Below are 23,459 nucleotides of genomic sequence, written 5' to 3' on the forward strand. Positions count from 1 at the left end.
CGGAGGCTAGCCCGCGGCGCTGAGCCGCTGGGCGGTGACGTCGAAGCCCGTCTTGGCCGTCACCCCGTTCACCGTCACCGCGAGGGTGGCCGTGCCCGGGCGCAGCGCGGTGAGCCGGCCCGTCGCCGGGTCGTACGCGGCGACGTAGCGCGGCCGGTGCCGGGCCTTGTCGGGGTCGCCGATGAAGAGGTTCGGCGATCCGGTCCAGTCCGCGCTCACCGGGAAGGCGACGGGCACCCGGCGGGGGTCGGCGCCCCCTCCCTGGAGCAGGGTCGCGGCGACCTCGGCGTCCTGCCCGGCGGGCAGTTCGGCCGGGGCGGCCAGGGTCAGCCCGTCGGCGCCGTCGACATGGGGCCGGGTCTGGACGGACACCCAGTCGGGTCCGCCGGTCCAGGGGGCCTGGCGGGCGCGGGTCCGCTGGTGCTCGGAGACCTCGTCGACGCCGACCATGGACCAGCCGGTGAAGCCGCCCTGGTCGGGCGGGGTGGCGGGGTTCTTGCCCGAGTTGCCGTTGATCAGGTACGGCACGCCGTCGACGCGTGAGGCGTGGAAGGTGCCCACGTGGCCGCCGATGAACGCGGCGCCCTTGCCGGTGGTGCGGCGGAACTCCGCGAGCCAGTTCTCCAGCAGCGCGGCCTCCTTGCGGTCGCCGAGCCGGCTGCCCTGCTGGGGGGTGGGGTCGCGCGGGGGCACGTGCTGGATCACCATCACCGAGCCGATGTCCGGGTCCTTCGCCGCCGCGTCGAGCTGGGCGCGCAACGCCTGGATCTGGTCGAAGCCGCCGCCGCGCAGGCTCAGGCTGGAGGTGTCCAGGGTGATGAAGCGGGTGCCGCGGTGGTCGAAGACGCGGTGGGCGGGGCCGAATTCGGCCTCGAAGTTGTCGATTTTGCCGCCCATCACCTCGTGGTTGCCCGGCACATACGTCCAGGGCACGGCGTCGCCCAGCTCCTCGGTGAGGACCTTCCGGGCGAAGGCGAGGTCGGCGGGGGAGCCCTCGTCGACCAGGTCGCCGTCGATGACGAGGAAGTCGGGGCGGGCCGCCTTGATCTCCCGCAGGGTGCGGCGGGCCTGGGCGACGATGGCGCTGTCCGGGTCGCGGGCCACGAACTGGGCGTCCGACATGACGGCGAACCGCCAGTCCCGGCCCTCGGCGCGGGCGGCGGTGCCGATGAGCGGGTCCGGGTGGGTCGCCCGCGCGGGCAGGTCCACGGCGGGCGGGACCTGGGCGGTCAGGTCGTCGATGGTGATCCGGCCGGTGTACTGGCGGGTGGCGCCGGTCTCGGCGAGATAGAAGCGCTGGACCTTCAGCGGGTACGAGACCCCGGCCGGGACGGCGAAGTCGACATGTCGCCAGCCGGTCCAGGTGACGTAGGGGCCGCGCAGCAACTGGTCGGAACCCGCCGCGTCCTTGAGGTGGAGCGTGGGCCAGGCCCCCTTGCCGTCACCCTTGATCCACAGCCCGAAGGACTGCGGCTGGCCCTCCACGGCGATCTGCTGCGGCGGGCTGACGTAGGCGGCGCGGGTGGCGGTGGACTGGGTGAAGTCGTAGGTCAGCTCCAGGCCGGTGCCGCTGTGTCCTTCGGGGGTGGCGGCGATCGAGCCGGAGGCGCGGGCCTGGCTGAACGTCCACCGCGCGGCGTCGTCGAAGTCGGCCTCCGGCCGCTCGGTCAGCCCCACGGTGACCGCGAGCACGGTCGTGGTGCCCGCGACGGTGACCTTGACCTGGCCGGCGCCCTGGCCGCCGTGGGCCTTGACGGTGAAGTCCCCCGAGTCCGGGTCGGGGGTGATGTCGAAGAGGTCGTGGTCGTAGTCGAGCCGGACGTCGGAGGGTTCGACGGGGGCGCTGGTGCCGTGCGCGTCCAGGCCGACCACGCCGAAGCGGCCGGTGGCGGCGGCGTCCTTCAGGCCGATCAGCCGGGTGGTGGGCTGGATCCGGTCGAGGTCGTCGAGAACGGTCAGCGCGATGTCGCCGTGCGCGGCTCCCCGGCGGGCCGTGACCTTCGTGGTGCCGCTGTGCCGGGCGGTGAAGGTGCCGTCGGAGCCGACCCGGCCGATGTGGGGGTCGGCCGTCCGCCAGGTGGGGGTGCCCGCGGCGGGGCCGTACGTCTCGTCGTATCCGGCGGCGGTCAGCCGGCGGGTCAGCCCGGGGAAGACGCGCTCGGGGTGGCCGCCCCTGACCGGGTCGGCGGTGGGGGCCGACCCGGGGTCGGCCGCCGTCTCCACCCAGAAGCCCTTGAGCCGGCCGCTGCCGTCGGGGGCGGTGAACGCCAGGCCGTTGGGGACGGTGCGCTCGCTGCCGTCGGACGGGCTGTTCTCCACCCGCGCGGTGTCGCTGCCGGGCGCGCGGGCCACCAGGGTGGAGGAGCCGCCGCCGTCGAGGTTGAGCGCGCTGTAGGAGCCCGCGTCCTTCATCATCACGCCGAGTTCGGTGAGCGTGACGCCGCCGCTGTCGGCCTGCCGCCCGTCCACGGTGAGGACCTGCATGGTACGGCCGTCGCGGGAGAAGCCGACGGCGGTGCGCGGGGCGGCGGTGTTGTTGCCCTCGCCGTCGTGGCCGACGGCCTTGCCGTCCACGACCAGGAGTTCCCGGCCGCTGACGGCGGTGTCCGGGGTCTCGCCGGCGTCGGGGCGCGGGCGGTACTCCCAGGAGACCGCGTCGCCGACGGCGAGGCCCGCCAGGGCGTCGGCTCCGGCGTCCTTGCCGATCAGCAGGGTGGTGCCGGCGGGTATCGCGCCCTTGCCGGGCGTGGTGGTCACGGAGGTGACCTTGCCGTCCACGACGGCGACTTCGGCGGTGCGCTTCGCGCCGTCCACGGTCTGGGCGCGGTCCGCCTCCCCCCACTGGGCGGTGTAGGCGGCGATGCCCCCGGCGGGCACGTTGGCCGAGTTGAGCGCGGCGAGGGGGTGCGGGCCGTCGGGAAGGGTGAGCGTGCCGTCGAAGTACAGCTGGAGGACCCGGCCCGCGTCGCCCGGCCCGATGCCGACGGCACGGCTGCCGGCCGCGCCCGCGGAGGCCGAACTGACCACCCGGCCGCCGCTGATGCCGTTCCCCTCGGGCGCGCCGGTCTGGTTGATGTCGAAGAAGTCGCCGTTGATGGCGGCGACGGTGCGGCGGCCCGGCCCGGGGTCGTGTTCGGCGGCGAGCTTGGACACGGGCTCGCGGGCGGCGACCTTGTCCGGGTGGAGGTAGTCGACCTTCGCGCCGCTTCCCAGGTCCACCGACAGCGCGTCGACCCGCAGCCACTTGTCGGACTCGAGCCGGTCGTACGAGGTCAGCTTCACCCCGGGGGCGACCGGCCGTGTGCTGCGCGCGGTCTCGATGCCGTCCCCGTCGGCGACGGACCGGGTCGCGGCCCCGTCCCGCCCGCCCGCGCTGCTGGCGGCCGGCGGCGCGACGGGCCGCAGCATCTCGGTGGAGGACCGGGGCAGCGGCTCGGGGGCGGGGGAGGGGGTGTTGTCGGCGGCGGCCTGGCCGGCGGCGCCCAGCAACAGGGCGGACACCGCGGCCAGGACCGCCGCGGGTCTGGCGAGAGCGACAGGTGGCACGGCAACTCCAGGGAACCGTCGGCTTCGCGTGGTTCACACGCACAGCGCCCCAGCATCCCGGGGGGAGTTGACCTTGCGCCAGGAGTCGTCGGCAACATCCTGGGAAACATCGCGGCGCGCGAGCCGGGGGTGTGCGCCGGGCTCGCGCGGGCGGTTCAGGCGTCGAGGGCTCAGGCGTCGGGTGCAGGTGTTCAGGGCTCTGGCGTCGGGTGCAGGTGTTCAGGGCTCTGGCGTCGGGGGCTCAGCCGTGGAGGGTGCCGTCCACGTAGACCCAGTCCCCGTCGTGGCGCGTGAAGCGGCTGGTCTCGTGGAGTTCCCCGGCGCGGCCGCCCTCGATGTAGTGGGCGCGGAACTCGACGGTGCCGGTGGAGTGGAAGGCGCTGCCTTCGGTGGCGGCGAGGACGTCGAGGCCCCGCCAGCGCAGCGCGGGGTCGAAGTCGATGCGCGCGGGCCGGGTGTCGGGGTGCCAGCTGCGCAGCAGATACGCCTCGTCCCGGCGGACGAAGGCGCTGTAGCGGGAGCGCATCAGCTGCTCGGGGGTGGCCGCCCGGGCCAGGCCGCGGTGCAGGGGGCCGCAGCAGTCGTCGTAGGCGGCGGGCAGCCCGCAGGGGCAGGGTGCCGGGCGGGGCGGCTGCGGGCGTCGTGCGCGTCGGGACATGGCTTCATTGTGACCGCTGCCCTCCCGGGGTCCGGGGGCGGGGAATCCGCGGGCGGTGCGCCGCGCTCAGGCGGACTTTGCGGTCTCCGTGGCTTCCGCGGCTTCCAGGGGCCGCTGCATGAGGAGGGTGTCGATCCAGCGGCCGTGCTTGTGGCCCACGGCCGTCAGCCGGCCGGCGTCAGTGAAGCCGAAGCGGCGGTGCAGGGCGGCGGAGGCGTCGCTGCCGGTGTCCGCGATGACCGCGATCATCCGCCGCCGGCCCGCGCGGCCGGCCTCGGTGATCAGGGGGCCCAGCAGGGCGGTGCCCAGGCCCCGGCCGGTGGCGTCGGGTGCCAGGTAGATGGTGTCCTCCACGGTGTACCGGTACGCCGGCTTGGGGCGCCACGGCCCGGCGTACGCGAACCCGGCCAGGGCGCCGGAGAGTTCGGCGACCAGGAAGGGCAGGCCGTGGGCGGTGAGTTCGTCGAACCGCCGCTCCCAGTCGGCGGTGGAGCGGGGGGTCTCGTCGAAGGTGGCCACGGTGTGCCGGACGTAGTGGGCGTAGATGTCGGCGACGGCCTTCAGATCGGCGCGGACCGCCGGCCGGATGGCGGCTTCCGGGAGCGTCATGGTCGGCTCTTTTCGCTATAGGGTAAGAAGCGCTTATTATAGAGGAATGCTGGATCTCGTGACCCTGGGCACCCGCGTGCAGGGGCTGCGGCACGCGCGCGGCCTGACCCTGCAGCGGCTGGCCGACGCGGCCGAGGTGAGCGTGAGCATGCTGTCCTCCGTGGAGCGCGGCCGGAAGGCGCCCACGGTCCTCGTCCTCGCCCGCATCGCGGACGGGCTCGGCGTGCCGCTCGCCGACCTGGTCGCCGAGCCCGAGGACAGCCGCGTCGTGGTCCGCAGGGCGGCCGACCAGGACACCGTCGAGGAGCCCGGAGGGTGGCGGCGGACCGTCCTCACCCCCGTGGTGCCCGGCGTGAACTTCGAATGGATCCGCACCACCCTGCCACCCGGCTGCGACGCGGGAACGTTCCCCGCGTACGCCCCGGGCTCCCATGAGTTCGTCGTCGTGGAGTCGGGGACCCTGCGGCTGACCCTCGGCGGCAGGACGGTGGAGCTCGACGCGGGGGACTCGGCCTACTTCGCCGCCGACGTCGCCCACGGCTACGCCAACCCCGGCCGCGAGCCCTGCGCTTACCACGTCGCCGCGCTCATCATGCGGCCCCGCGCGGCACAGCCCCGCTGACGGTGCCCGCGATGAGATGGCGCAGCAGGTCGTCCCCGGCCGGATACGGGCGCTCCTCGGGCAGCAGCTTCGCCGCCGCGGCCGGCTCGTCGCGGCGCACCAGGGCGTGGATCTCGTGGGCCAGCGGGGTCACATCGGTGATCGAGACCGTCCACTCGTCCGCGTACCGGCGCGCCGCCTCGCCGGCGAGGCCGAGTTGCAGGGAGCGGTAGGGCAGCGGCCGCAGCCGCAGATCGCGCTCCGGGTCCCACTGGACCCGGGCGGGGGCGGCCCTGAGCGCGCGCTTCCAGGACGCCTGGTCGGGGTGGAGGCCGCGCTCGTAGTGCGACAGGCACGACCGGGCCAGCGCCCACTCGAACCCCTCACGGGTGATCTCGACGGCCAGGACGGTCTCCTGCCCCTCCTTGGCGCCCCAGCCGCAGCGGTACATCATCCACAGGAACGACGGCTTGATCCAGGTCATCCGGTCGCGCTTCCAGGCGGCCGGGAAGCGGCCGTCGCGCGCCGCGGGCAGCCCGAGGTGCGGGGCGTACGCCTGGTAGACGGTGACCGTGGAGGCCGTGTACAGCGCGCGGATCTGATGGGGTGGTGCTTGCATGCCGCTCAGGGTGGCGGGGATGTGCCGTGTGGGGCCAGCGAATTAAGCGGCCCCGCGAATGTCGGCGTGGTGGGTGTGGCCGGGGTGTCGGCGTGGTCGGATACGAGCCATGGGTTCCCGTAGCGATGTCTCTCGCACTCCTCCTCCCGCCGGGCCCGCTGCCCCGTGCGTCGTGGGGGTGGACGCCTGTCCGGGCGGCTGGGTGGCGGTGGTCCTGCGCGACGGCCGGTACGCGGGCGCCGACGCCGATCCGGCGCTGGCCGCGCTGCTGGCGCGGCTGCCGGAAGCCGCCGTGGTGGCGGTCGACATGCCGCTCGGGCTGCTGGAGTCGGGGCGGCGCCGCGCGGACGAGCTGGCGCTCGGCCTGGTCGCCCCGCACCGCTCCCGGGTCTTTCCGGTGCCGCCGCGCCCGGTGTGGGAGGAGTCCGGATATGACGCGGCGAACGAGCGCTGCCGCCGCCTCACCGGCTCGGGGTTGTCCCGCCAGTCCTGGGGCCTGGCCCCGAAGCTGCGGGAGGCCAACGCCTGCCGGGAGGGTGGCGAGCGGCGCCTGTACGAGGTGCACCCGGAGGTCTCCTTCGCGGCCCTGGCCGGCGGGCGCCCGCTGGCCTGGCGCAAGAAGAGCTGGAACGGCCAGGCCCAGCGGCGGCGGCTGCTCGGCGAGCGGGGCATCACCCTGCCGGACGACCTCGGCCCGGCCGGCCGCGTCCCGCCCGACGACGTCCTGGACGCCGCGGCGGCGGCCTGGAGCGCCCACCGGATCGCCCTCGGCACCGCGGTGAGCCTGCCCGACCTGCCCCAGGCGACGCGCGACGGGCTCCCGGTGGCCATCTGGTACTGACCCCCTCCCCCCGTCCCGCCGACCGGGGCCCTCGGCCCGGACGCCACTGACCGCGGTGTCCTGCTGGGCGAGGGAGGCCGCCCGGCCCCCTCCGCCGGGCGGCCTCCCCGTTTCACCAGGCCCGACGGGGTGTCAGACAACGACCCCGTGCGAGCGCAGGTAGGCGACGGGGTCGATGTCCGAGCCGTAGCGCGGCCCGGTGCGCACCTCGAAGTGGAGGTGCGGTCCGGTGGCGTTGCCGGTGGCTCCGGAGCGGGCGATCCGCCGGCCGGCGTCCACCGTCTGGCCGGGGCGCACCGCGAGCGAGGACAGGTGGGCGTACTGGGTGTAGAGGCCGTTCGCGTGCCGGATGACCACCTCGTAGCCGTACGAGCCGCCCCAGCCCGCGGTCACCACGACGCCCGGGGCGGCCGCGCGCACCCCGGTGCCGACGGGCACCACGAAGTCCACGCCGGTGTGGTGGCCGCCGGCCCAGCGCGGGCCCCGGACGCCGTAGGAGGTGCCGACCGGGCCGCTGACCGGTGACACGTGGGCGCGCCGGGCCGCGGGGCGCCGCGTCACGACCGCCGGGGTGATCGACGAGTTCCCCGCGGCGCCCTCCGCCGTGGCGCCGCCGCGCGCGGAGCGCGGCTGCCCGGCCCGCGGCCGCTTCCCGTGCGCCGCGGCCTCGCGCGCCTGGCCGCCGCGGGAGGGCAGGGCGAGCCGCTGGCCGGGGTGGATGAGGTCCGGGTCGGGGCCGACGGTGCTCCGGTTGGCGCGGTAGAGCGCCTTCCAGCCGCCGCTGACCGACTCGCGCAGCGCGATGCGCGACAGCGAGTCCCCGGGCCTGACCCGGTACGGCCCGGAGCCGGTGGCGTGCCGCCGTGGGGTGGCCGCGCGGTGGCGGGAACTGCCGGATCCCGCGGCGTGGCCGGATCCCGTGGAGTGGCCGGAGCCGCTGGAGTGGCCGGATCCCGTGGAGTGGCGGGAGCCGCCGTGGTCGGTGCCGGCCGCGGGCCGGCTGTCGCGGCTCAGCCGGCCCCGCGCCGAGCAGACCGGCCAGGCCCCCGGGCCCTGGCGGCGCAGCACCGCCTCGGCCACGGCGATCTGCTGGGACCGGGTCGCCAGGTCGGCCCGGGCGGCGTACTTGGTGCCGCCGTAGGCCGCCCAGGTGTGCTGGGAGAACTGCAGCCCGCCGTAGTACCCGTTGCCGGTGTTGATGTCCCAGTCGCCGCCGCTCTCGCACTCGGCGACCTTGTCCCAGGCCTCCGAAGGGGCCGCGGCGGCCGGCTCGGCGCCCAGCAGCGGCAGGACGATTCCCACGCTGCCCGCGGTGAGGGCGACACACAGGGGCGAGACCCGGCTGGGCGGTGCGGAACGGCGGTGACTTCGTCGTTGGGCCATGGGCCTGTTCCTCTCCACGAGCTTTCGACTCGCCCACCGGCGGCCCGGCGGGCTGTACGAGTACCGCAGCCGGGCCCCGCGGGTCGCAAGGCGCAGGGGGCCGCACGACCGGCCGCGCGCCGTCGAACGCCACCCCCGCCGTAGCTGATGCCCCGTCAGCCGGGCACGGCAAGGCGCGTGGAGGACGGGGGGCGCACGGCCGGGACCGGCGCGGCCGGCGGCCTGGACGCCGCCGGCCCCCGGGCGCGTCCCCGGCCCGGCCCGCCGGCGGGGGTCCGGCCGCGGCCGGGTGGGCGGGAAATGAGTCTTTCCCGGTGGGGACGGCCGGGTAATCCACGGGATTGGATTCCGGACCCCACCGGCACCGCGCGCCACGGAGGAGAGACGAAAGGAGAAGGAGAGAAGAAGAACGGCCGCGCCATGGGACGGCCCGCGGAGCCTGGGCGTCGGCCCGGCCTTGACCCTCCGTGATGCTCGATGGCTCATGCCTCATGACCCATGCCCCACGCGTCAACGGGCGCCGGCCTGTTTCGGGGACGCCGTCGAGTCGCGGTGGACGGTATAGGGAGAGGGCGGGAGATGGAGGGAGGTCGAGGTCGGTGGTGAGCCGTTCCCTCCTGGGCGTATGCATTTGTGGTGCGTGGTGCGGGGGTTCGAGCCGGGCTCGGGTCCGGGGCGGGGCTTCCGCTCCCCAGCGGGTCGTATATCCGGCCGTCCCTGGGCCTTCCCGCCCGTTCGTATCCTCACCCGCTCCGGCGTGCCGGGGTTCCGCCCGGTGCGGAGCGTCGGGACGAGGCCTTCCCGCGCGGGCCGCTGCCCGCGGCCCCGCTCCTCCCTGGGGGAGCGGGGTGGGCGTGCGGCTGCTCGTGCGGGGTGCGCGGCGCGGGGCCGTCACGGGAGAAGTGCCACGTCGCACGGCAGGCCTTATGAAGAGATCTCGCCGGTGGCACGTCCCTTGTCTTCCGTATCGATTTGCGGTTCCGTCCCCCACACGTTCAGATCCGGCCCAGGCGTGAGGTGGAGCCCCCCGGTGAGCGGTGAGCGGCGGGATAGGGGAGAGATCCGCCGAACCCGCGCCGCCGCGCTTCTCCCGAAAAGGCGATCGCCATCCGGGCTCCCGCACGGGCCCGGAAACTGGCGGAGAATCAGAGGGTCCACGTATAGCGGGAGACCTGCCGCCGCGCATACCATGGCATTCACATCGACTTCCTCCGCAGACCGCCCCCCGGGGCGGTTCGCGGTTAATCATCTCTCCCCGCCGCATCGTCGGGACCAGGCCGGCCCTTGCGTCTTTATCCCGGGCTCCACCGTCGGTGAGGCGCCCAGGGCCCCCGCCCGGAGTCCCGCCCGGGCCCGCGCCGCCGGGGGAGCGCACCGCGCCTACGGCGCACGGCGGTCGTTCCCCGCCCGGCGCCGTACATGACGTGGCGTAGCCGTGCGTACGACATCCCGTTGGACGCCCCACCGGGGGCGCACGCCGCGCCGCGGCGTGCCGCCGACCGCCCATCGGGCACCGGGCGCCCAGGCCTCCCGCGCCGAGAAGCTGCGCCGACCGCGCGGAGGGCCGGGCCACCGGCCGAGGCCGGTCCGGCACACGACCGGCCCCCGTGGACACTCGCCCGCTGCCGCGGGGCGGCGGCGGGCGGTGTCGCGTGCGGCCCCATGGGTGCAGGGCGGGGCCGTGGTCCGTACGGCCCCGCGGCGCTCAGGGCTTGCGCGCCAGGCCCGCGTAGACGGTGACCTTCGGGCCGTCGGGCGCGAGTTCCTCCGCCTCGGCGTCCGGCCGCCACTGCGAGACCAGGACGGGCGCGGGGCCGACGGGCTCCAGGCCGTGGAAGAACCTCGCGACCTCCGCCCGGGTGCGCGGCCGCAAGGTCACGCCCCCCTCGCGGTAGAGAGCCACGACCTTCTCCGCCTCCTCCTCGCTGCCGTCGGAGGTGGCGTGGGAGAACACCAGGTGGCTTCCCGGGGCCAGCGCGTCCATCAGGGCGTGCACCAGGTCGTAGGCGCCGTCCTCGTCCGGGATGAAGTGCATGAGCGAGATGAGGGAGAGGGCGACCGGCCGGCTCAGGTCGAGCACCTCGGCGGCCAGGTCCATGATCTTCCCGGGCTCGCGCACATCGGCTTCGAGATAGTGGGTGGCCCCCTCCGGTGTGCTGCGCAGCAGGGCCTCGGCGTGGCGGAGCACGATGGGGTCGTTGTCCGTGTAGACCACGCGGGACTCGGGGGCCGTCCGCTGGGCGATCTGGTGGAGGTTGGGCTCGGTGGGGATGCCGGTGCCGATGTCGAGGAACTGGCGGGTGCCGGTGCGGGCGAGCCACTCGGTCGCGCGGTGCATGAACAGCCGGTTGACCCGGGCGGAGGTTCTGACCGTGGGGTCGGTGTCCATGACCCGCAGGGCGAGTTGTTCATCGACCGGGTAGTTGTTCTTGCCGCCGAGTATGTAGTCGTAGACGCGGGCCGGGTGGGGCCTGCTGGTGTCGATTCCGGCGAGGCCGGATTCGGGTGCTGGCATGGTGCGCTCCATGGGGGTCGGCGCGATGGGGGGTGAAGGGAGTGGTGCGTCGGGAGACGTGCCTCAGGACACCAGGAAGTCGGCCTTGCCGGCCTTGGCGCCCTGGATGAAGGCGATGATCTCGTTGCGGGTGTAGATCAGCGCCGGGCCCTCCGGATCGGTGGACTGACGGAGCGCGACCCGGCCGTCGTCCAGTTTCCTGGCCTCGACGCAGTTGCCGCCGTTGCCGCCGCTCCACGGCTTGTGCCAGCCCTCGGTACCGAGGTCGGCCGCGCGCATGCCGTTGTAAATGCGATCCATTCAGAGCTCCTTGCGGAAATCCCGGAGGATTTCCTTTGTGCGTCGTGCGGTTGCCGCCTGGGCCGCCATGCGGTCCATGACCTCCAGGTGGGAGGCCACCTCGACACGTTCGTCGAGGTAGACGGCGCCGGTCAGGTACTCGACGTAGACCATGTCCGGCAGTTCGGGTACAGCGAAACGGAAGAGGACGAAGGGCCCGTAGGTACCCGGGTGGTGGCCCGAGGAGAACTCCGCGATCTGCAGGGTGACGTTCGGCCGCTCGGTGGCCGCCAGCAGCCGGTCGATCTGCCCCCGCATCACCTCCGGGGTGCCCACGGGGCGGCGCAGCACCGTCTCGTCCATCACCACCCACAGGTGGGGGGCGTCCTCGCGGGTGAGCAGCGCCTGGCGCTCCATGCGCAGGGCGACATGCCGCTCGGTGTCCTCGGGGCCGACCTGGCCGACGGCGCCGGTGCGCATGATGGCCCGGGCGTAGTCCTCGGTCTGGAGCAGGCCGGGGACGAAGTGCGGCTCGTACGCGCGGATGATGGCGGCCGCGCCCTCAAGGCTGACGTGCACGCTGAACCAGTCCGGCAGGATGTCGTGGAACCGCTGCCACCAGCCGGGCCGGTTGGCCTCCTCGGTCAGGGCGATGAACGCCTCGGCCTCGTCGCCCGTGACGCCGTAGGCCTCCAGCAGCATCCGCACATACGGGATCTTCAGGGCGACCTCGGCGGTCTCCATCCTGCGGATGGTGGCGGGGGCCACGTGCAGCACCTTGGCGGCCTGCTCGCGCTTGAGACCCGCCCGTTCACGCAGGTCCCGCAGGCGCTTGCCGAGGACGACCTGGCCCACGGTCGGGGCGGAGCGCGGTTCACTCACTTCTTACCTCCCGCAGCTGATGCCCGAAGTGTGTCATGCCCTGAATGGAGCGGACACACTGCACTTGCGACTCTGCACTTTTCAGAGTGCCCCTTGCCAAGTGCACAAGGCGTTACGCATAGTGGCGTCGTGATCCCGTCATCTCCCGCGGCGCCGCCCAGGCTCGGCCGCCGACGGCGTCTGGAGCTGCCGCCCCCGCTGGCCGCCGACGCCGGATACGACGCCGTCGCCCTGCCGGAGCGGCAGGGGCGTCAGGTTATGGAGCTGCTGCCCCGGGCGGGCTGTGTCTACTCCGCATCCGGCCGGTGGTGGTGGATCGTTCCGCCGCGGTCGGATTCCGGGCTCAACTGGCCCGGGATCGCCGAGTATTCGGTGGGCGCGGTGCTGACCGGCGCACCGGAGCGGAACGCGGCGGCCGAGGGCCCCCGGCTGATCCACCGGCCCGAGGGCACCGTGCCGTACACCCATCCGCTGGTGCTGCACATCGCCGTCTGCGCGGTCGCCGGGGTCTCCCCGTCCTGGCCGGACTAGGCTCTCCAGCCGCCTTCAGCCGCCTTCAGCCGCCTTCAGCCGTCAGGAAACGCCGTCGGCCTGCCGATACGCGGCCGGGCGCGGATAGCGGCGCAGGGCGCCGCCGCCGGACGGGGCCTCGCTGTCGAGAGGCTCAGGGGCGGGCCTGGCGGGGGCGGAGGCCGGAGCCGGGTCGGGGGCGGAGCCGGTGACCACCGTCGGCATGTAGATCAGGGTGTCGTCCATCGACGAGGAATCCGCCCCGGCCGACGCCGGATTCGGTGCGTAGACCGTCATCCGCCGGCCGCCGGACGGCTGTTCCGCGGTCTGCGCGGGCTCGGACCCGGCGCCGGGCCGCGCCGGCTGCCGCAGGGCCTCCTGCATGGCCTGCAGCCGGGCGTAGGCACCCGTCGGCTGTGGCTGCTGGACCTGGGACGCCGGCTGGAACGCCGGGGCCGGCTGAGGCTGCGGCGCCTGGTAGGGCGGCATCTGGCCGGCGGGGGTGTACGCGGCGGGGGTCAGCTCGGTCATCGGCTGCGCCTGCGGCTGGAGGTAGGCCGCGGGCGCGGCCTGCTGCGCCGCGTACGGCCCGTAGCCGTCCTGCGTGGCCTGGAGCGAATCGGCCGGGTAGAGCGCCGGCTGCGGTGCCTGCGCGGACAGGAGCAGTTGCTGGAGTTCGGACTGCGGCTGCGGCAGCGCGTACGCGGGCTGCTGGGGCAGGGCGTAGGGGGCGGACTGCTGCGGCTCCAGGGCGTACGAGGACCGCTCGTCCAGGGCGTACGAGGACTGCTCGTCCAGGGCGTACGAGGACTGCTGGCCCAGCGCGTACGAGGACTGCTGATCCAGCGCGTACGAGGGCTGTTGCTCCAGCGCGTAGGACGGCTGGTGGTCCAAGGAGGGCTGCGGGGCGTACCAGGCGGTGCCGTACAGCACCGTGCTCAGCCCGGTCAGCAGCCGCCGCACATCCGGCTGGGAGCGCACCACCAGCCGCATGAACCGGCTGCTGCTGCCCAGCTTGTTGCCGCACTCGCGGACCAGCACGCCGTGTTCCGCCAGCAGCCGGTCGCGGACCTGGGCGCCGTCGGCGCCCTCCGGGAGCTTGACGAAGACGAAGTTGCCCTGGGACGGGTAGACCGTCAGGCCGGGCAGATTGGCCAGCTGGGCCGTCATCTCCTGCCGGTCCCGGCTGAGCATGCGCAGGCTCTGCGCGTACTCCGGCTGGTACCGCTTCAACATGAAGACGATGACCTCGGCGAAGGAGTTGAGATTCCACTTCGGCAACCGGGAGCGGATCCGGCCGGCGAGCGCCGGATTGGCGACCAGATAGCCGAAACGGACGCCGTGCAGACCGAAGTTCTTGCCGAGGCTGCGCAGCACGATGACATTCGGCCGTAACACCGCCTCGTCCACGACACTCGGATACGCCTCGGCGTCGGCGAACTCCAGGAACGACTCGTCGATGACGACCAGGTCGAGGTCGGCCAGCGCGTCCATCATGGAGACGACGGCCCGCCGGGACAGCAGCCCGCCGTCGGGGTTGTTCGGGTTGCAGATCACCGCGACCCGCGAGCCCCTGGACCGTACGAAGGAGACGAACGCCTCCGGGTCGAGCCGGAAGCCGTCCGCCTCCGGGAGCTGGAACATGTCGACCCGCTTGCCGGTCTCCATCGGCTGGTCGGTCCACCGGCCGAAGGTGGGGATCGGCACCGCCAGGCTCTCCTTGACCAGGAGGTGGTCGATCCAGGTGATGAGCTCGGTCGAGCCGTTGCCCATCGCCATGGTCTGTGGTTGCAGCCCGAGCAGGCCGGCCAGTTCGGCGGTGATGGTGTCGGCCGGGCTCGGGTAGTACGTGAGGATGTCCCGCAGCCGCACCGCCAGCACCGCGAACATCGCGGGGGTGGGGAAGTACGGGTTGCAGGGGATGCAGAAGTCCAGGACGTCCTGGCCCACTCCCGCGCGGGAGAGCGAGAAATAGGACGGGCTGTGGTGGGTGCCACGGAACAGCTCCGTGGCATCACCGGAATTGCCGATTGCGGCAACAGTCACCGCGGGACCCTCCTCGGTCACGGGGCCGTGCAGACACGACCGTTGCTGCTCTGTCTCCAGAGCCTGCCGCATGATCCCTCACATGTCGGCACACTGAGGATTTTCGTGGGGTGTTTGAGGAGTTCGGGACAGGGGAACAGGTGAGCGGTTATCATTCCGCCTCGACATCGTCTTCGGATCGGCGCTGCCCGGCGACCCAGACTGCCACCTGTGCCCGGGAGTTGTACCCGAGTTTGCTCAGGATGCGCTCGATGTGGCCCTCGGCGGTGCGCTGGGCGATCACCAGCGTCGACGCGATCTCCTTGTTGCTCAGCCCCTGGGCGACCAGTTCCGCTATCTCCGTCTCCCGTGGGGTCAGCGGCGAGGACGGCTCGCCCTCGCCGGCCGCGGACGGGCCGGGCAGCCGGTCCTGGAGCGCGTACGCCATCGCCTCGTCGTACGAGAGCCTGGCGCCCTCCTTCACGGCCGCCTGGAACGCCTGCTTGCCCAGGGCCTGCCGGGTGGCGGCCTCACACCCCTCGTGGTAGCGGACGAGGTGGCCGTACCCGGACAGCGGGGCGCCGACGCTCTGCCAGATGTTCCGCAGGGCGCCCAGCAGCCTGGCGGCCCGCTGGTACCGCTGCCGCGAGGCCGAGATCCAGGCCAGCACCTCGAGGTTGACCCCGACGCCCAGCGGGTCGTCCAGCGAGCGGTTGAAGGTCAGGCTCTCCGTCTCCAGGGCCTCCGCCCGCTCGTGGTCGCCCTGGCGCCACACCTCCACGCCGAGCGCCATCGTCGCGTACGCCCGGTGCCAGCCCTCCCCGTGCGCGTCGCACACCGCCAGCGACTCCTCGCCCACCGCGACGGCGCGGGCCGCGTCGCCCCGGAAGGAGTGGGCCAGGGAGAGCCGGATCAGCGCGAGCGCGAGCCCCACCGGATCGCCGGTGGCGCGATGGCGCGCCACGGCCTCCTCGTACAGCCCGACCGCGGACTCGGTGTCGCCCCGGCACATGGCGACCATCCCGGAGTACAGCGCCACATAGGCCGGCACCGAGTCCTGCCCCAGCCGGTCGCCGAGCGCCCGGCACTCCTCCAGCATGTCGGCCGCCGCGTCGATGTCCGACTGGATGATGGCCAGCCAGCTGTCCGTCCACAGCGCGCGGGCCCGCTCCTCGGTGGGCTCGGGGCACAGCGCCAGGCCCCGGTCCAGCCAGCCGCGCCCCTCGGCGAGGTAGTAGCTGGTGATCCAGTGGTAGAGCAGGTCGGTGGCGATGCCGAGACCGGCCGTGGCCTGCCCGGGCTCGGCGAAGCTGTACTCCAGCGCGGCGCGCAGATTGGTGTGCTCCCGCTGGAGCCGGGCGAACCACGGCACCTGGAAGGGGCCGAACAGCTCCGCGCGCGCCGCGGCCGCCAGCCCCCGGTAGTAGTCGCGGTGGCGGCGCAGCCGCACGGCCTCCTCCCCGGCCGCGGCGAGCCGGTCCCGGCCGTAGTGGCGCAGCGTGTCCAGCATCCGGTAGCGCACCGCCTCCGGATGGTCCTCCCGGATCAGCACCGACTTGTCCACCAGCCCGGTCACCAGGTCCAGGACCTGCTCGCGGCCGATGCCGTCCCCGCCGCACACCGCCTCGGCCCCCTCCAGGTCCAGGCTTCCGGCGAACACCGAGATCCGGGCCCACAGCAGCTGTTCCTTGTCGGTGCACAGGTCGTAGCTCCAGTCGACGAGCGCCCGCAGTGTCCGGTGGCGCGGCAGGACCGCCCGGGAGCCCTGGGTCAGCAGCCGGAACCGGTCGTCCAGCCGGTCGAGGAGCTGCTGTACGGACAGGGCCCGCAGCCGCACCGCCGCCAGCTCGATGCCCAGCGGAAGGCCGTCCAGCTGGCGGCAGACCCGCTCCACCGCGTCCCGGTTGGCCTCGGTCACGGCGAACCCGGGCAGGATGGCGCCGGCCCGCTCCACGAACAGCCGCACCGCGTCGCACTGCGCCAGGGCCGCGGTGGACAGGCGGGGGCCGTCGGCGTCCGGCAGCGCCAGCGCCGGGACGGCCAGTGTCTGCTCCCCGGCGGTGCCCAGCGCCTGTCGGCTGGTGGCCAGGACGCGCAGCCGGGGCGCCTCGCGCAGCAGCCGGTCGGTGAGCCGCGCGCAGTCCTCCACCAGCTGCTCGCAGTTGTCCAGCAGGATCAGCGCCTGCTTGTCCCGCAGATGGTCGACCAGGGTCTCGACCGCGGGCCGGGAGGAGTGGTCCCGCAGCTCCAGCGCCTCGCTGACGCTCTGCGCCAGCAGCGCGGGGTCGGTCAGCGCGGCCAGCTCGACCAGCCACACCCCGTCCGGGAACGCCCGGCGCGCGTCCTCGGCCACCCGCAGCGCCAGCCGGGTCTTGCCGACCCCGCCCACACCGGTCAAGGTCACCAGTCTGGAGGCGGACAGCATCCGCTTGACCTCGGCCGTCTCGTGCCGACGTCCCACAAAGCTCGTCACCTCGGCCGGCAGCCTTCCGGTGTGCCGACCGTTCGAGGTGCCTGCTGCCACCGCGCTCATGGATGCCTCGAACCAGTCCCGGCCGACGAGGCCCCGCACGCTCGGACCGGGCCGACGCTTCCAGGCTAGGGGAAGCGGGCCAATTGGCGGATATCGGTGGTGGAGGGGAAGGATGGAGGCGAAGGGCGCGAGCGGAGGACATCGCATGGCGGTGCGGCGTGACCAAGGCGGGCCGCCCGGCTCGGGCGGGCTCGTCGGCCGGGAGGAGGAGCTGTCCGAGGCCCGGCGGCTGCTCGGGCGGACGCGGCTGCTCACCCTCACCGGCGTCGCGGGCGTCGGCAAGAGCCGGCTGGCGCTGGGCGTGGCCGACCTGGTGCGGGGAGACTTCCCGGACGGTGTGTGGCCGGCCGAACTCGCCGCGCTCGCGGATCCCGGGCTGCTCCCGCAGGCCGTGGCGAGCGCGCTGGGCCTGCGCGACCTGGCCGCCCGGCCCGTGGTGGAGCTGTTGGGCGACCACCTGAGCGGCAAGCGGGCGCTGCTGGTCCTCGACAACTGCGAGCACCTGGTGGAGCCCTGCGCGGTCCTCGCCGACCGCCTGCTGCGGCGCGCCCCCCGGCTGTGCGTGCTGACCACCAGCCGCGAACCGCTGCGGGTGCACGGGGAGGCGGTCCTGTGGGTGCCCTCCCTGGGCGTGCCCGAGCCGCACCGGCGGCACAGCCCCGAGGAACTGGCCCGCTACCCCGCGGTCCGGCTCTTCGTGGCCCGCGCGGCGCGGGCCTCGCCCCGCTTCGCCCTCGGCCCGCACAACGGGGACACCGTGGCCCTGCTGTGCGGCCGGCTGGACGGCCTCCCGCTGGCCATCGAACTGGCCGCGGTCGGACTGCGGACCCTCGCCCTCGAACAGGTGCTCGACCGGCTGGACCGGTGCCTGGAGCCCGCGGGGGAGGAGGGGGCCGGCACCCGTTCCCGCCACGAGACGCTGCGCGCGGCCGTCGACTGGAGCTTCGAGCTGTGCTCCCCGGGCGAGCGGACCCTGTGGGCCCGGGTGTCGGTGTTCGCCGGGGACTTCGACCTGCGGGCGGCGGAGGAGGTCTGCTCCGGGGAGGGAGTCGGCCGGGAGGACGTACTGGATCTGGTGGCCGGGCTGGTCGACAAGTCGGTTCTGGTCCGGGAGGAGCGGGACGGCCGGGTCCGCTACCGGCTGCTGGAGACGATCCGCAAGTACGGGCGGGAGCGGCTGGCCGGCTCCGGGCGGGTCGCGGTGTGGCGGCGGCGCCACCGCGACTGGTGCCGCGCGCTGGTGCGCGAGGCCGAGGAGGAGTGGCTCACCCCGCGCCAGGAGGAGTGGCTGACCCGGCTGCGCGCCGAGATCGCGAACGTCCGCGCCGCCCTGGAGTTCTGCCGCGCCGAGCCCGGCGAGGCGCGCGCGGGGCTGGAGGTCGCCGCCTCGCTGTGGCCCCACTGGATCTGCGGCGGCAGCCTCGGCGAGGGCCGCCACTGGCTCGGCCAGGCGCTGCGGCTCGCCCCCGAGGACGGCGTGGCGCGCGGCAAGGCCCTGTGGGTGGACGCCTGGCTCGCGGCGCTCCAGGGGGACACCGCCTCGGCCCTGCCCCGGCTCGACGAGTGCCGTGAGCTGGCCCTCCGCATCCGGCACGAGCCCACCGTGGTCCGCGCCACCCAGCACCGGGGCGCCCTCGCGCTGTACGAGGGCGACTTCCCCCGCGCGATCCGCCTCGTCGAGCAGGCCCTGGCGGGCCACCGCGCGGCCGGTGACCGCAACGGCGTGATGACCGCCCTCTACCAGCTGACCACGGCCTGCGCCCTGTACGGCGACCCCCGGGCCTCGGCCTACGGCGAGGAGTGCCTGGCGCTGTGTGAGGCGGCCGGGGCCCAGTGGGCCCGCTCCTACGCGCTGTGGGCCCTGGGCCTGCACACCTGGCGCCGGGGCGACCGGCGGCGGGCGACCGCGCTGGTGCGCGACGCCCTGCGGACCCGGTGGGCGGTGCGCGACGGGTGGGGGACGGCGCTGTGCCTCGAGGTGCTGGCCTGGACCGCGGCCTTCGGCGGCCGGCCGGCTTACGGGGCGCGACTGCTGGGCTCGGCGGACGCCATGTGGAGCGCCACCGGCGCCTCGCCCGCGGGCTTCCGGCACCTGGCCGCCGTCCACGACGAGGTCGCCGCCCGCCTGCGGGCCGAACTCGGCACCCGGGCGTACGCCGTCGCGTACCGGGCCGGGGCGCGGCTGACGGCCGACGAGGCGACGGCCGCCGCCCTCCACGACCCGGTACCCGCCCCCGGCCGCCGCGCGGCCTCGGCCGGCGCGTGAGGGGGGCTCGGGGCGCTTGAGACGGGGCCGGGGCGGGCCCCGGGGGGCGGGTCGGGTACCCATGCGGGGATTTCTCCCCTCCCCGGGGGAAGCCCCCGGTCGCATGCTGAAGGTCTCGATTCCGGATTCCGCCGGAAGTCGGCGGAAGATCGAAGGCCCGAGCCATGTGTGATCATCAGCCTCCCTGCCCGCCCGCCGACGCGACCGACCACGACTCGGCCCGTCTGGTGGCATCCCACCCCGAGCAGGGGTGGAGCCTCCTGTGCAACGGCGTGGTGGTTTTCGCGGACACGGGTGAACTCCTCCCCGACGGTCGCGTCGTCCCCGCCCCCCGTAACAGCCCGGAGCAGGCCGCATGAAGTCCCCCGGCTACCGCTGGGCGGTGCCCCCTCCCGCAGTGGCGCTCACCGCCCCGCCGGGCACTCTCCGGCGGCCGGCGCGGCGCGGTGCCCGCGCCGCCGACCGGGGGGTGTCCTGGGTGCTGCCGTCCCATCCCTCCTCGGTGTCCGCCGCCCGTCGGCTGGCCCTGTCGCAGCTGGCCGTATGGGCCGTGCCGGGGCCGGCGGACGATGTCGAGCTGCTGGTCAGCGAGGTGGTCACCAACGCGCTGCGGCACACCGTGGGGCCGGTGCGGCTGACGCTGTGCCTGTGCCCCGCGGACGACGCGGTGCGCTGCGAGGTGGAGGACGCCGACCCCACGCCGCCGCATGCCTGCGAGGCCGGTGAGGAGGACGAGGGGGGCCGCGGGCTCTACATGATCGACCTGCTGGCCCGCTGCTGGGGCAGCCACCCGACGGGCGGGGGCAAGACCGTGTGGTTCGAGCTCCACGTCCGCCCCAAGGCCGAGGGGCGCCCGAACCCCGAGGCCCCTTGAGCCGTACACCCCGCCGAAACCACGGCACGGACCGCGCGGGACACGAACCGCACACGTCACACCGCACACGACACGAACCGCACACGTCACATCGCACACGACACGACGAAGGGAGATGCCATCGGACGGTACATCGCACTCCGTGATGCCGAACGGCCCGGGGACCGGAAGATGAGTGCCCTCCACCGCGACTTCCGGCCCCGGGCTTTCCCGTGTCCGCCCCGCCTCGCTCCACCGGCGCCCGGGGCGTGAACACCGATTCCGTGAGGCATCACCGCTCACTGCCGTGTCGGTTGATCACATAAGTGTCACTCGTGTAATCTCATGATCGCATCGAGTAGCATGCTTTTCCGGCTTATCGCAGCGCGTTGGGGTGCGAGGGGGCTACGGTGACGGACCGGACCGCTGGATCCTGGCTGTCCGATGCCCTCATCGGGCGCGCCCGCGAGCTGGCGGCGCTGCGGGACCACGCCGACGCGGCGCGCTCCGGGCGCGCCGGTCTGGTCCTGCTGTCCGGCCCGGCCGGCATCGGCAAGACGAGCCTGCTGCACGCCTTCGTGAACGGCGGGGCCTGCCGTGACATGACGGTGCTCCACGGCAGGTGCGGCGAGGTCGTCACCAACGCCGGCTACGGCGGGGTGCGGGCCCTGTTCGGCCGCTTGGGGCTCGCGGAGCCCGAGACCGCCCGGGACTCCCCGCTGCTGCGGGGCAGCGCCCGCCGGGCGCTGCCCGCCCTGCGGCCCTGCCCAGGCGAGGAGGAGAAGCCCGGCACGGCCGCGAGCGTCTACCCCGTGCTGCACGGGCTGTACTGGCTCGCCGTCAATCTGATGTCGAGCGGCCCGCTCGTCCTGGTCCTGGACGACGCGCACTGGTGCGACGAGCGGTCGCTGCGCTGGCTCGACTTCCTGCTGCGCCGCGCGGACGACCTGCCGCTGCTGGTGGTGCTGGCCCAGCGCACCGAGACCGAGCCGGCCGCCCCCGGCGCCCTCGCCGACCTGGCCGCACAGCCCCGCTCCACGGCGATCCGCCTGGAGCCGCTGACCGAGGAGGGGGTCGCGGAGATGGTCGGCCGGGCCTTCCCGGCCCCCGTCGACCCCGCCTTCGTCGAGCGTGCCGCCGCCGTCTCCGGGGGCAATCCGCTGATGCTCACCAAGCTGCTGGCCGAGCTGCGGGCCAGGGGGGCCTCGCCGGACGGGAAGGGCCTGGCCGCGGTCGCCGAGGTGGGCCAGGGCGTGGTGGGCTCGAGCGTGCGCGCCCTGCTGGACGGGCTGCGCCCCTGGGCGCGCGATGTGGCCACGGCGATCGCGGTGCTCGGCGAGGAGGACGTGGACCACGTCGGGGCGCTGGCCGGGGTGCCCGCCGCGATGGTCGAGGAGGCCCTGGCGGCGCTGCGGCGCGCCGAGGTGGTGGCCGACGACCGGACGGAGCTGACGCACGACGTGGTGCGCTCGGCCGTGCTGGACTCGGCGGCCGCCGAGGAGTTGGGCGAGCTGCGGGTCCGGGCGGCCCTGCTGCTCAGCGACGCCGGGCGGCCCGCCGAGGAGGTCGCGGGCCAACTGCTGCTGGTGCCCGCGGTGGACCAGCCGTGGATGCGGCGGGTGCTGCGGGAGGCGGCCGCGGGGGCCGAGAGCAGGGGCGCCCCGGAGGCGGCGGTCCGCTATCTGTACCGGGTCCTGGAGGCGGAGCCGGAGAGCGTGTCGGCGCGCGCCCAGCTGGCCAGGTCGCTCGCGGAGATCAACCCGCCCGAGGCCATCGCCCTGCTGGAGGAGGCGCTCGCGCTGGCCGTGGACGTACGGGTCCGCGCGACGCTCGCCGTCCAGCTGGCCATGGCCTGTCTGACCGTGCAGCGGGCGCCCGCCGCGGTGCGGGTGCTCGGCGAGGTCCTGGACGCCCTCGAGGCCGAGCTGGGGCCCGACCCCGACCCGGCGGACCGTGAGCTGCGCGCCCTCGTCCAGTCGGTGCTGCTGATCACCGGCTGCGACGAGAAGGCCACGATCGCGGCCGTCCGCGGCCGTTTCGCGCGGATGGCGGCCCCCGCCGGGGACACCCCGGCGCAGCGCCAGACGCTGGCCATGATGAGCGTGCTGACGGCGATGGACGGCCGCTCGGCGGAGCGCGCGGTACGGCAGGCCCGGCGCGCCCAGCGGTCGAGGGACGCCGAGTCCGGCACCCTGCCGCTGATCTTCTCCGCGTTCACGCTCGGCCTCGCCGACGAGGCGCGGGACTCGCTCGAGGGGCTCGACCGCGCGCTGCGCCACAGCCAGGAGAACGCGGCGGTGTGGACGTATGTGCTCGGCCTGTCCACCCGCGCCCTGGTGCGGCACGCGATGGGCGAGATCACCGACGCGCTGGCGGACGCCCAGACCGCGGTGGAGATCATCGCGGAGGAGCGGTGGAACGGGCATGTGACCATGCCGCAGACCGCGCTGGCCACCGCGCTCGTCGACCGCGGCGAGCCGGAGCGGGCCGAGGCGCTGCTGGACCGCATCGCCCGCCCGAACCTGGACGGGTTCGTGCTCGAGTACCACTGGTATCTGATGGCGCGGGCGCGGGCCCGGTGGGCGCTGGGCGACCGCGAGGCGGCGCTCGGGCTGCTGCTGGACTGCGGCAGGTCCCTGGAGGAGACGGGCTTCACCAACCCGGCGTTCGCCCCCTGGTGGGCGGAGGCGGCCTGTGTGCTCGCCGAGCTGAAGCGCCCCGAGGAGGCCCGGGACCTCGTCGAGTGGGGCTCCGGGCTGGCCCGCCGGTGGGGGACGCCGCGCGCGCTCGGGCTGGCCGCGCTCGCCGAGGGGGTGACCGCCGGGGGGCGGCGGGGCATCGAACTGCTGGGCCGGGCGGTGGAACTGCTGTCCCGGTCACCGGCCAGGGCCGAGCACGCGCGGGCCGAGTACCTGCTGGGCGGGGCGCTGCTGGAGGCGGGCGACCCGCGCGGGGCGCGTGAGCGGCTGCGCACCGCCGCGGACCTCGCCTGGCGCTGCGGTGCGCTCGCGCTCGCCAAGGAGGCGCGGCGGCGGCTGGTCGCCTCCGGGGGGCGGATGCGGGAGATCACCGCCTCGCCGGTGGACCTGCTGACCGGCATGGAGCGCACGGTCGCCCAGCTCGCCGCCGGCGGGGCGGGCAACCGGGAGATCGCGGAATCCCTCTTCGTCACTGTGCGCACCGTGGAGATGCACCTGACGAGCGTCTACCGGAAGCTGAGCGTCGGTCAGCGCGGCGAGCTCGGGGCGGCGCTGCGCGCCCCGGAGCCCCCCGGGCCCCGGGCGCCGGCCTGGGTGTCCGCCTCCCGCGGCCGGAGCTGAGCGGGAGACCCGTCGCCGC

Annotated in this window: 17 protein-coding genes; 7 read left to right on the forward strand and 10 right to left on the reverse strand. The window is 74.6% G+C overall.

Annotated features, from left to right (window positions below; all coding sequences use genetic code 11):
- Positions 1 to 6 precede the first annotated feature (6 nt).
- The 3 genes from ABFY07_RS29815 to ABFY07_RS29825 all read right to left on the reverse strand — a co-directional run bounded on the left by ABFY07_RS29815 (position 7) and on the right by ABFY07_RS29825 (position 4,813).
- Positions 7 to 3,546 carry a phosphodiester glycosidase family protein gene (locus tag ABFY07_RS29815; RefSeq protein WP_346177475.1) on the reverse strand — a complete coding sequence of 1,180 codons (3,540 nt, stop codon included), beginning with the start codon at positions 3,544 to 3,546 and terminating at the stop codon, positions 7 to 9.
- Positions 3,547 to 3,787: 241 nt separating this feature from the next.
- Positions 3,788 to 4,204 (reverse strand): YchJ family protein, encoded by a 417-nt coding sequence (locus ABFY07_RS29820; protein WP_346177476.1) that lies wholly within the window; start codon positions 4,202 to 4,204, stop codon positions 3,788 to 3,790.
- Between the two features lie 66 nt (positions 4,205 to 4,270).
- A complete protein-coding gene (locus ABFY07_RS29825) occupies positions 4,271 to 4,813 on the reverse strand; it encodes a GNAT family N-acetyltransferase (protein ID WP_346177477.1) in 543 nt (180 codons plus the stop codon).
- 46 nt (positions 4,814 to 4,859) lie between these two features.
- Here ABFY07_RS29825 and ABFY07_RS29830 point away from each other — a divergent pair, with 46 nt between their 5' ends.
- Entirely contained in the window at positions 4,860 to 5,435 is a 576-nt protein-coding gene (locus ABFY07_RS29830) for a helix-turn-helix domain-containing protein (RefSeq protein WP_346177478.1), read from the forward strand.
- On the opposite strand, the gene ABFY07_RS29835 is transcribed toward ABFY07_RS29830, so the two are convergent.
- Entirely contained in the window at positions 5,404 to 6,033 is a 630-nt protein-coding gene (locus ABFY07_RS29835) for a DUF4291 domain-containing protein (protein WP_346177479.1), read from the reverse strand. The two genes, ABFY07_RS29830 and ABFY07_RS29835, sit on opposite strands and share 32 nt — an antisense overlap.
- Before the next feature lie 178 nt (positions 6,034 to 6,211).
- Between ABFY07_RS29835 and ABFY07_RS29840 the strand changes: the two genes are divergently transcribed.
- On the forward strand, positions 6,212 to 6,874 hold the full coding sequence (locus ABFY07_RS29840; protein WP_346177480.1) for a DUF429 domain-containing protein: 663 nt from the start codon (positions 6,212 to 6,214) through the stop codon (positions 6,872 to 6,874).
- Positions 6,875 to 7,006: 132 nt separating this feature from the next.
- Here ABFY07_RS29840 and ABFY07_RS29845 read toward each other — a convergent pair whose 3' ends face one another.
- From ABFY07_RS29845 to ABFY07_RS29860, 4 genes are all read right to left on the reverse strand, one after another.
- Positions 7,007 to 8,257 (reverse strand): transglycosylase family protein, encoded by a 1,251-nt coding sequence (locus tag ABFY07_RS29845; protein ID WP_346177481.1) that lies wholly within the window; start codon positions 8,255 to 8,257, stop codon positions 7,007 to 7,009.
- A gap of 1,705 nt (positions 8,258 to 9,962) precedes the next feature.
- On the reverse strand, positions 9,963 to 10,772 hold the full coding sequence (locus ABFY07_RS29850) for an SAM-dependent methyltransferase (protein ID WP_065966954.1): 810 nt from the start codon (positions 10,770 to 10,772) through the stop codon (positions 9,963 to 9,965).
- A gap of 63 nt (positions 10,773 to 10,835) precedes the next feature.
- Positions 10,836 to 11,072: a DUF397 domain-containing protein gene (locus ABFY07_RS29855; RefSeq protein WP_065966955.1), complete on the reverse strand. Its 237-nt coding sequence runs from the start codon at positions 11,070 to 11,072 to the stop codon at positions 10,836 to 10,838.
- Positions 11,073 to 11,933, reverse strand: coding sequence for a helix-turn-helix domain-containing protein (locus ABFY07_RS29860; protein WP_065966956.1), 861 nt, complete (start codon positions 11,931 to 11,933; stop codon positions 11,073 to 11,075).
- Positions 11,934 to 12,062: 129 nt separating this feature from the next.
- On the opposite strand from ABFY07_RS29860, the gene ABFY07_RS29865 reads away from it, so the two are divergent.
- Positions 12,063 to 12,464, forward strand: coding sequence for a hypothetical protein (locus ABFY07_RS29865; protein WP_245738374.1), 402 nt, complete (start codon positions 12,063 to 12,065; stop codon positions 12,462 to 12,464).
- Between the two features lie 42 nt (positions 12,465 to 12,506).
- Here ABFY07_RS29865 and ABFY07_RS29870 read toward each other — a convergent pair whose 3' ends face one another.
- Together ABFY07_RS29870 and ABFY07_RS29875 are read right to left on the reverse strand one after the other, a co-directional pair.
- Positions 12,507 to 14,489, reverse strand: coding sequence for a pyridoxal phosphate-dependent aminotransferase (locus tag ABFY07_RS29870; protein WP_346177482.1), 1,983 nt, complete (start codon positions 14,487 to 14,489; stop codon positions 12,507 to 12,509).
- Positions 14,490 to 14,640: 151 nt separating this feature from the next.
- Positions 14,641 to 16,929 carry an ATP-binding protein gene (locus ABFY07_RS29875; RefSeq protein WP_346177483.1) on the reverse strand — a complete coding sequence of 763 codons (2,289 nt, stop codon included), beginning with the start codon at positions 16,927 to 16,929 and terminating at the stop codon, positions 14,641 to 14,643.
- 217 nt (positions 16,930 to 17,146) lie between these two features.
- Here ABFY07_RS29875 and ABFY07_RS29880 point away from each other — a divergent pair, with 217 nt between their 5' ends.
- The 4 genes from ABFY07_RS29880 to ABFY07_RS29895 all read left to right on the forward strand — a co-directional run bounded on the left by ABFY07_RS29880 (position 17,147) and on the right by ABFY07_RS29895 (position 23,440).
- On the forward strand, positions 17,147 to 19,267 hold the full coding sequence (locus ABFY07_RS29880) for an ATP-binding protein (RefSeq protein ID WP_346177484.1): 2,121 nt from the start codon (positions 17,147 to 17,149) through the stop codon (positions 19,265 to 19,267).
- Between the two features lie 164 nt (positions 19,268 to 19,431).
- A complete protein-coding gene (locus ABFY07_RS29885) occupies positions 19,432 to 19,626 on the forward strand; it encodes a DUF5999 family protein (protein ID WP_346177485.1) in 195 nt (64 codons plus the stop codon).
- On the forward strand, positions 19,623 to 20,141 hold the full coding sequence (locus tag ABFY07_RS29890) for an ATP-binding protein (RefSeq protein ID WP_346177486.1): 519 nt from the start codon (positions 19,623 to 19,625) through the stop codon (positions 20,139 to 20,141). Before ABFY07_RS29885 ends, ABFY07_RS29890 begins: the two co-directional genes overlap by 4 nt.
- A 389-nt stretch (positions 20,142 to 20,530) precedes the next feature.
- Positions 20,531 to 23,440, forward strand: coding sequence for a helix-turn-helix transcriptional regulator (locus tag ABFY07_RS29895; protein WP_346177487.1), 2,910 nt, complete (start codon positions 20,531 to 20,533; stop codon positions 23,438 to 23,440).
- Positions 23,441 to 23,459 lie beyond the last annotated feature (19 nt).

The sequence above is a fragment of the Streptomyces sparsogenes subsp. cuspidosporus genome (genome assembly GCF_039532705.1).
In the GTDB taxonomy this organism is placed as follows: Bacteria; Actinomycetota; Actinomycetes; order Streptomycetales; family Streptomycetaceae; genus Streptomyces; species Streptomyces sparsogenes.

Bases quoted from the DNA above. Each gene is read 5' to 3' on its own strand.
- ABFY07_RS29820 (WP_346177476.1), bottom strand. From the start codon at position 4,204: ATGTCCCGACGCGCACGACGCCCGCAGCCGCCCCGCCCGGCACCCTGC.
- ABFY07_RS29825 (WP_346177477.1), bottom strand. From the start codon at position 4,813: ATGACGCTCCCGGAAGCCGCCATCCGGCCGGCGGTCCGCGCCGATCTG.
- ABFY07_RS29830 (WP_346177478.1), top strand. From the start codon at position 4,860: ATGCTGGATCTCGTGACCCTGGGCACCCGCGTGCAGGGGCTGCGGCAC.
- ABFY07_RS29835 (WP_346177479.1), bottom strand. From the start codon at position 6,033: ATGCAAGCACCACCCCATCAGATCCGCGCGCTGTACACGGCCTCCACG.
- ABFY07_RS29845 (WP_346177481.1), bottom strand. From the start codon at position 8,257: ATGGCCCAACGACGAAGTCACCGCCGTTCCGCACCGCCCAGCCGGGTC.
- ABFY07_RS29850 (WP_065966954.1), bottom strand. From the start codon at position 10,772: ATGCCAGCACCCGAATCCGGCCTCGCCGGAATCGACACCAGCAGGCCC.
- ABFY07_RS29855 (WP_065966955.1), bottom strand. From the start codon at position 11,072: ATGGATCGCATTTACAACGGCATGCGCGCGGCCGACCTCGGTACCGAG.
- ABFY07_RS29880 (WP_346177484.1), top strand. From the start codon at position 17,147: ATGGCGGTGCGGCGTGACCAAGGCGGGCCGCCCGGCTCGGGCGGGCTC.
- ABFY07_RS29885 (WP_346177485.1), top strand. From the start codon at position 19,432: ATGTGTGATCATCAGCCTCCCTGCCCGCCCGCCGACGCGACCGACCAC.
- ABFY07_RS29890 (WP_346177486.1), top strand. From the start codon at position 19,623: ATGAAGTCCCCCGGCTACCGCTGGGCGGTGCCCCCTCCCGCAGTGGCG.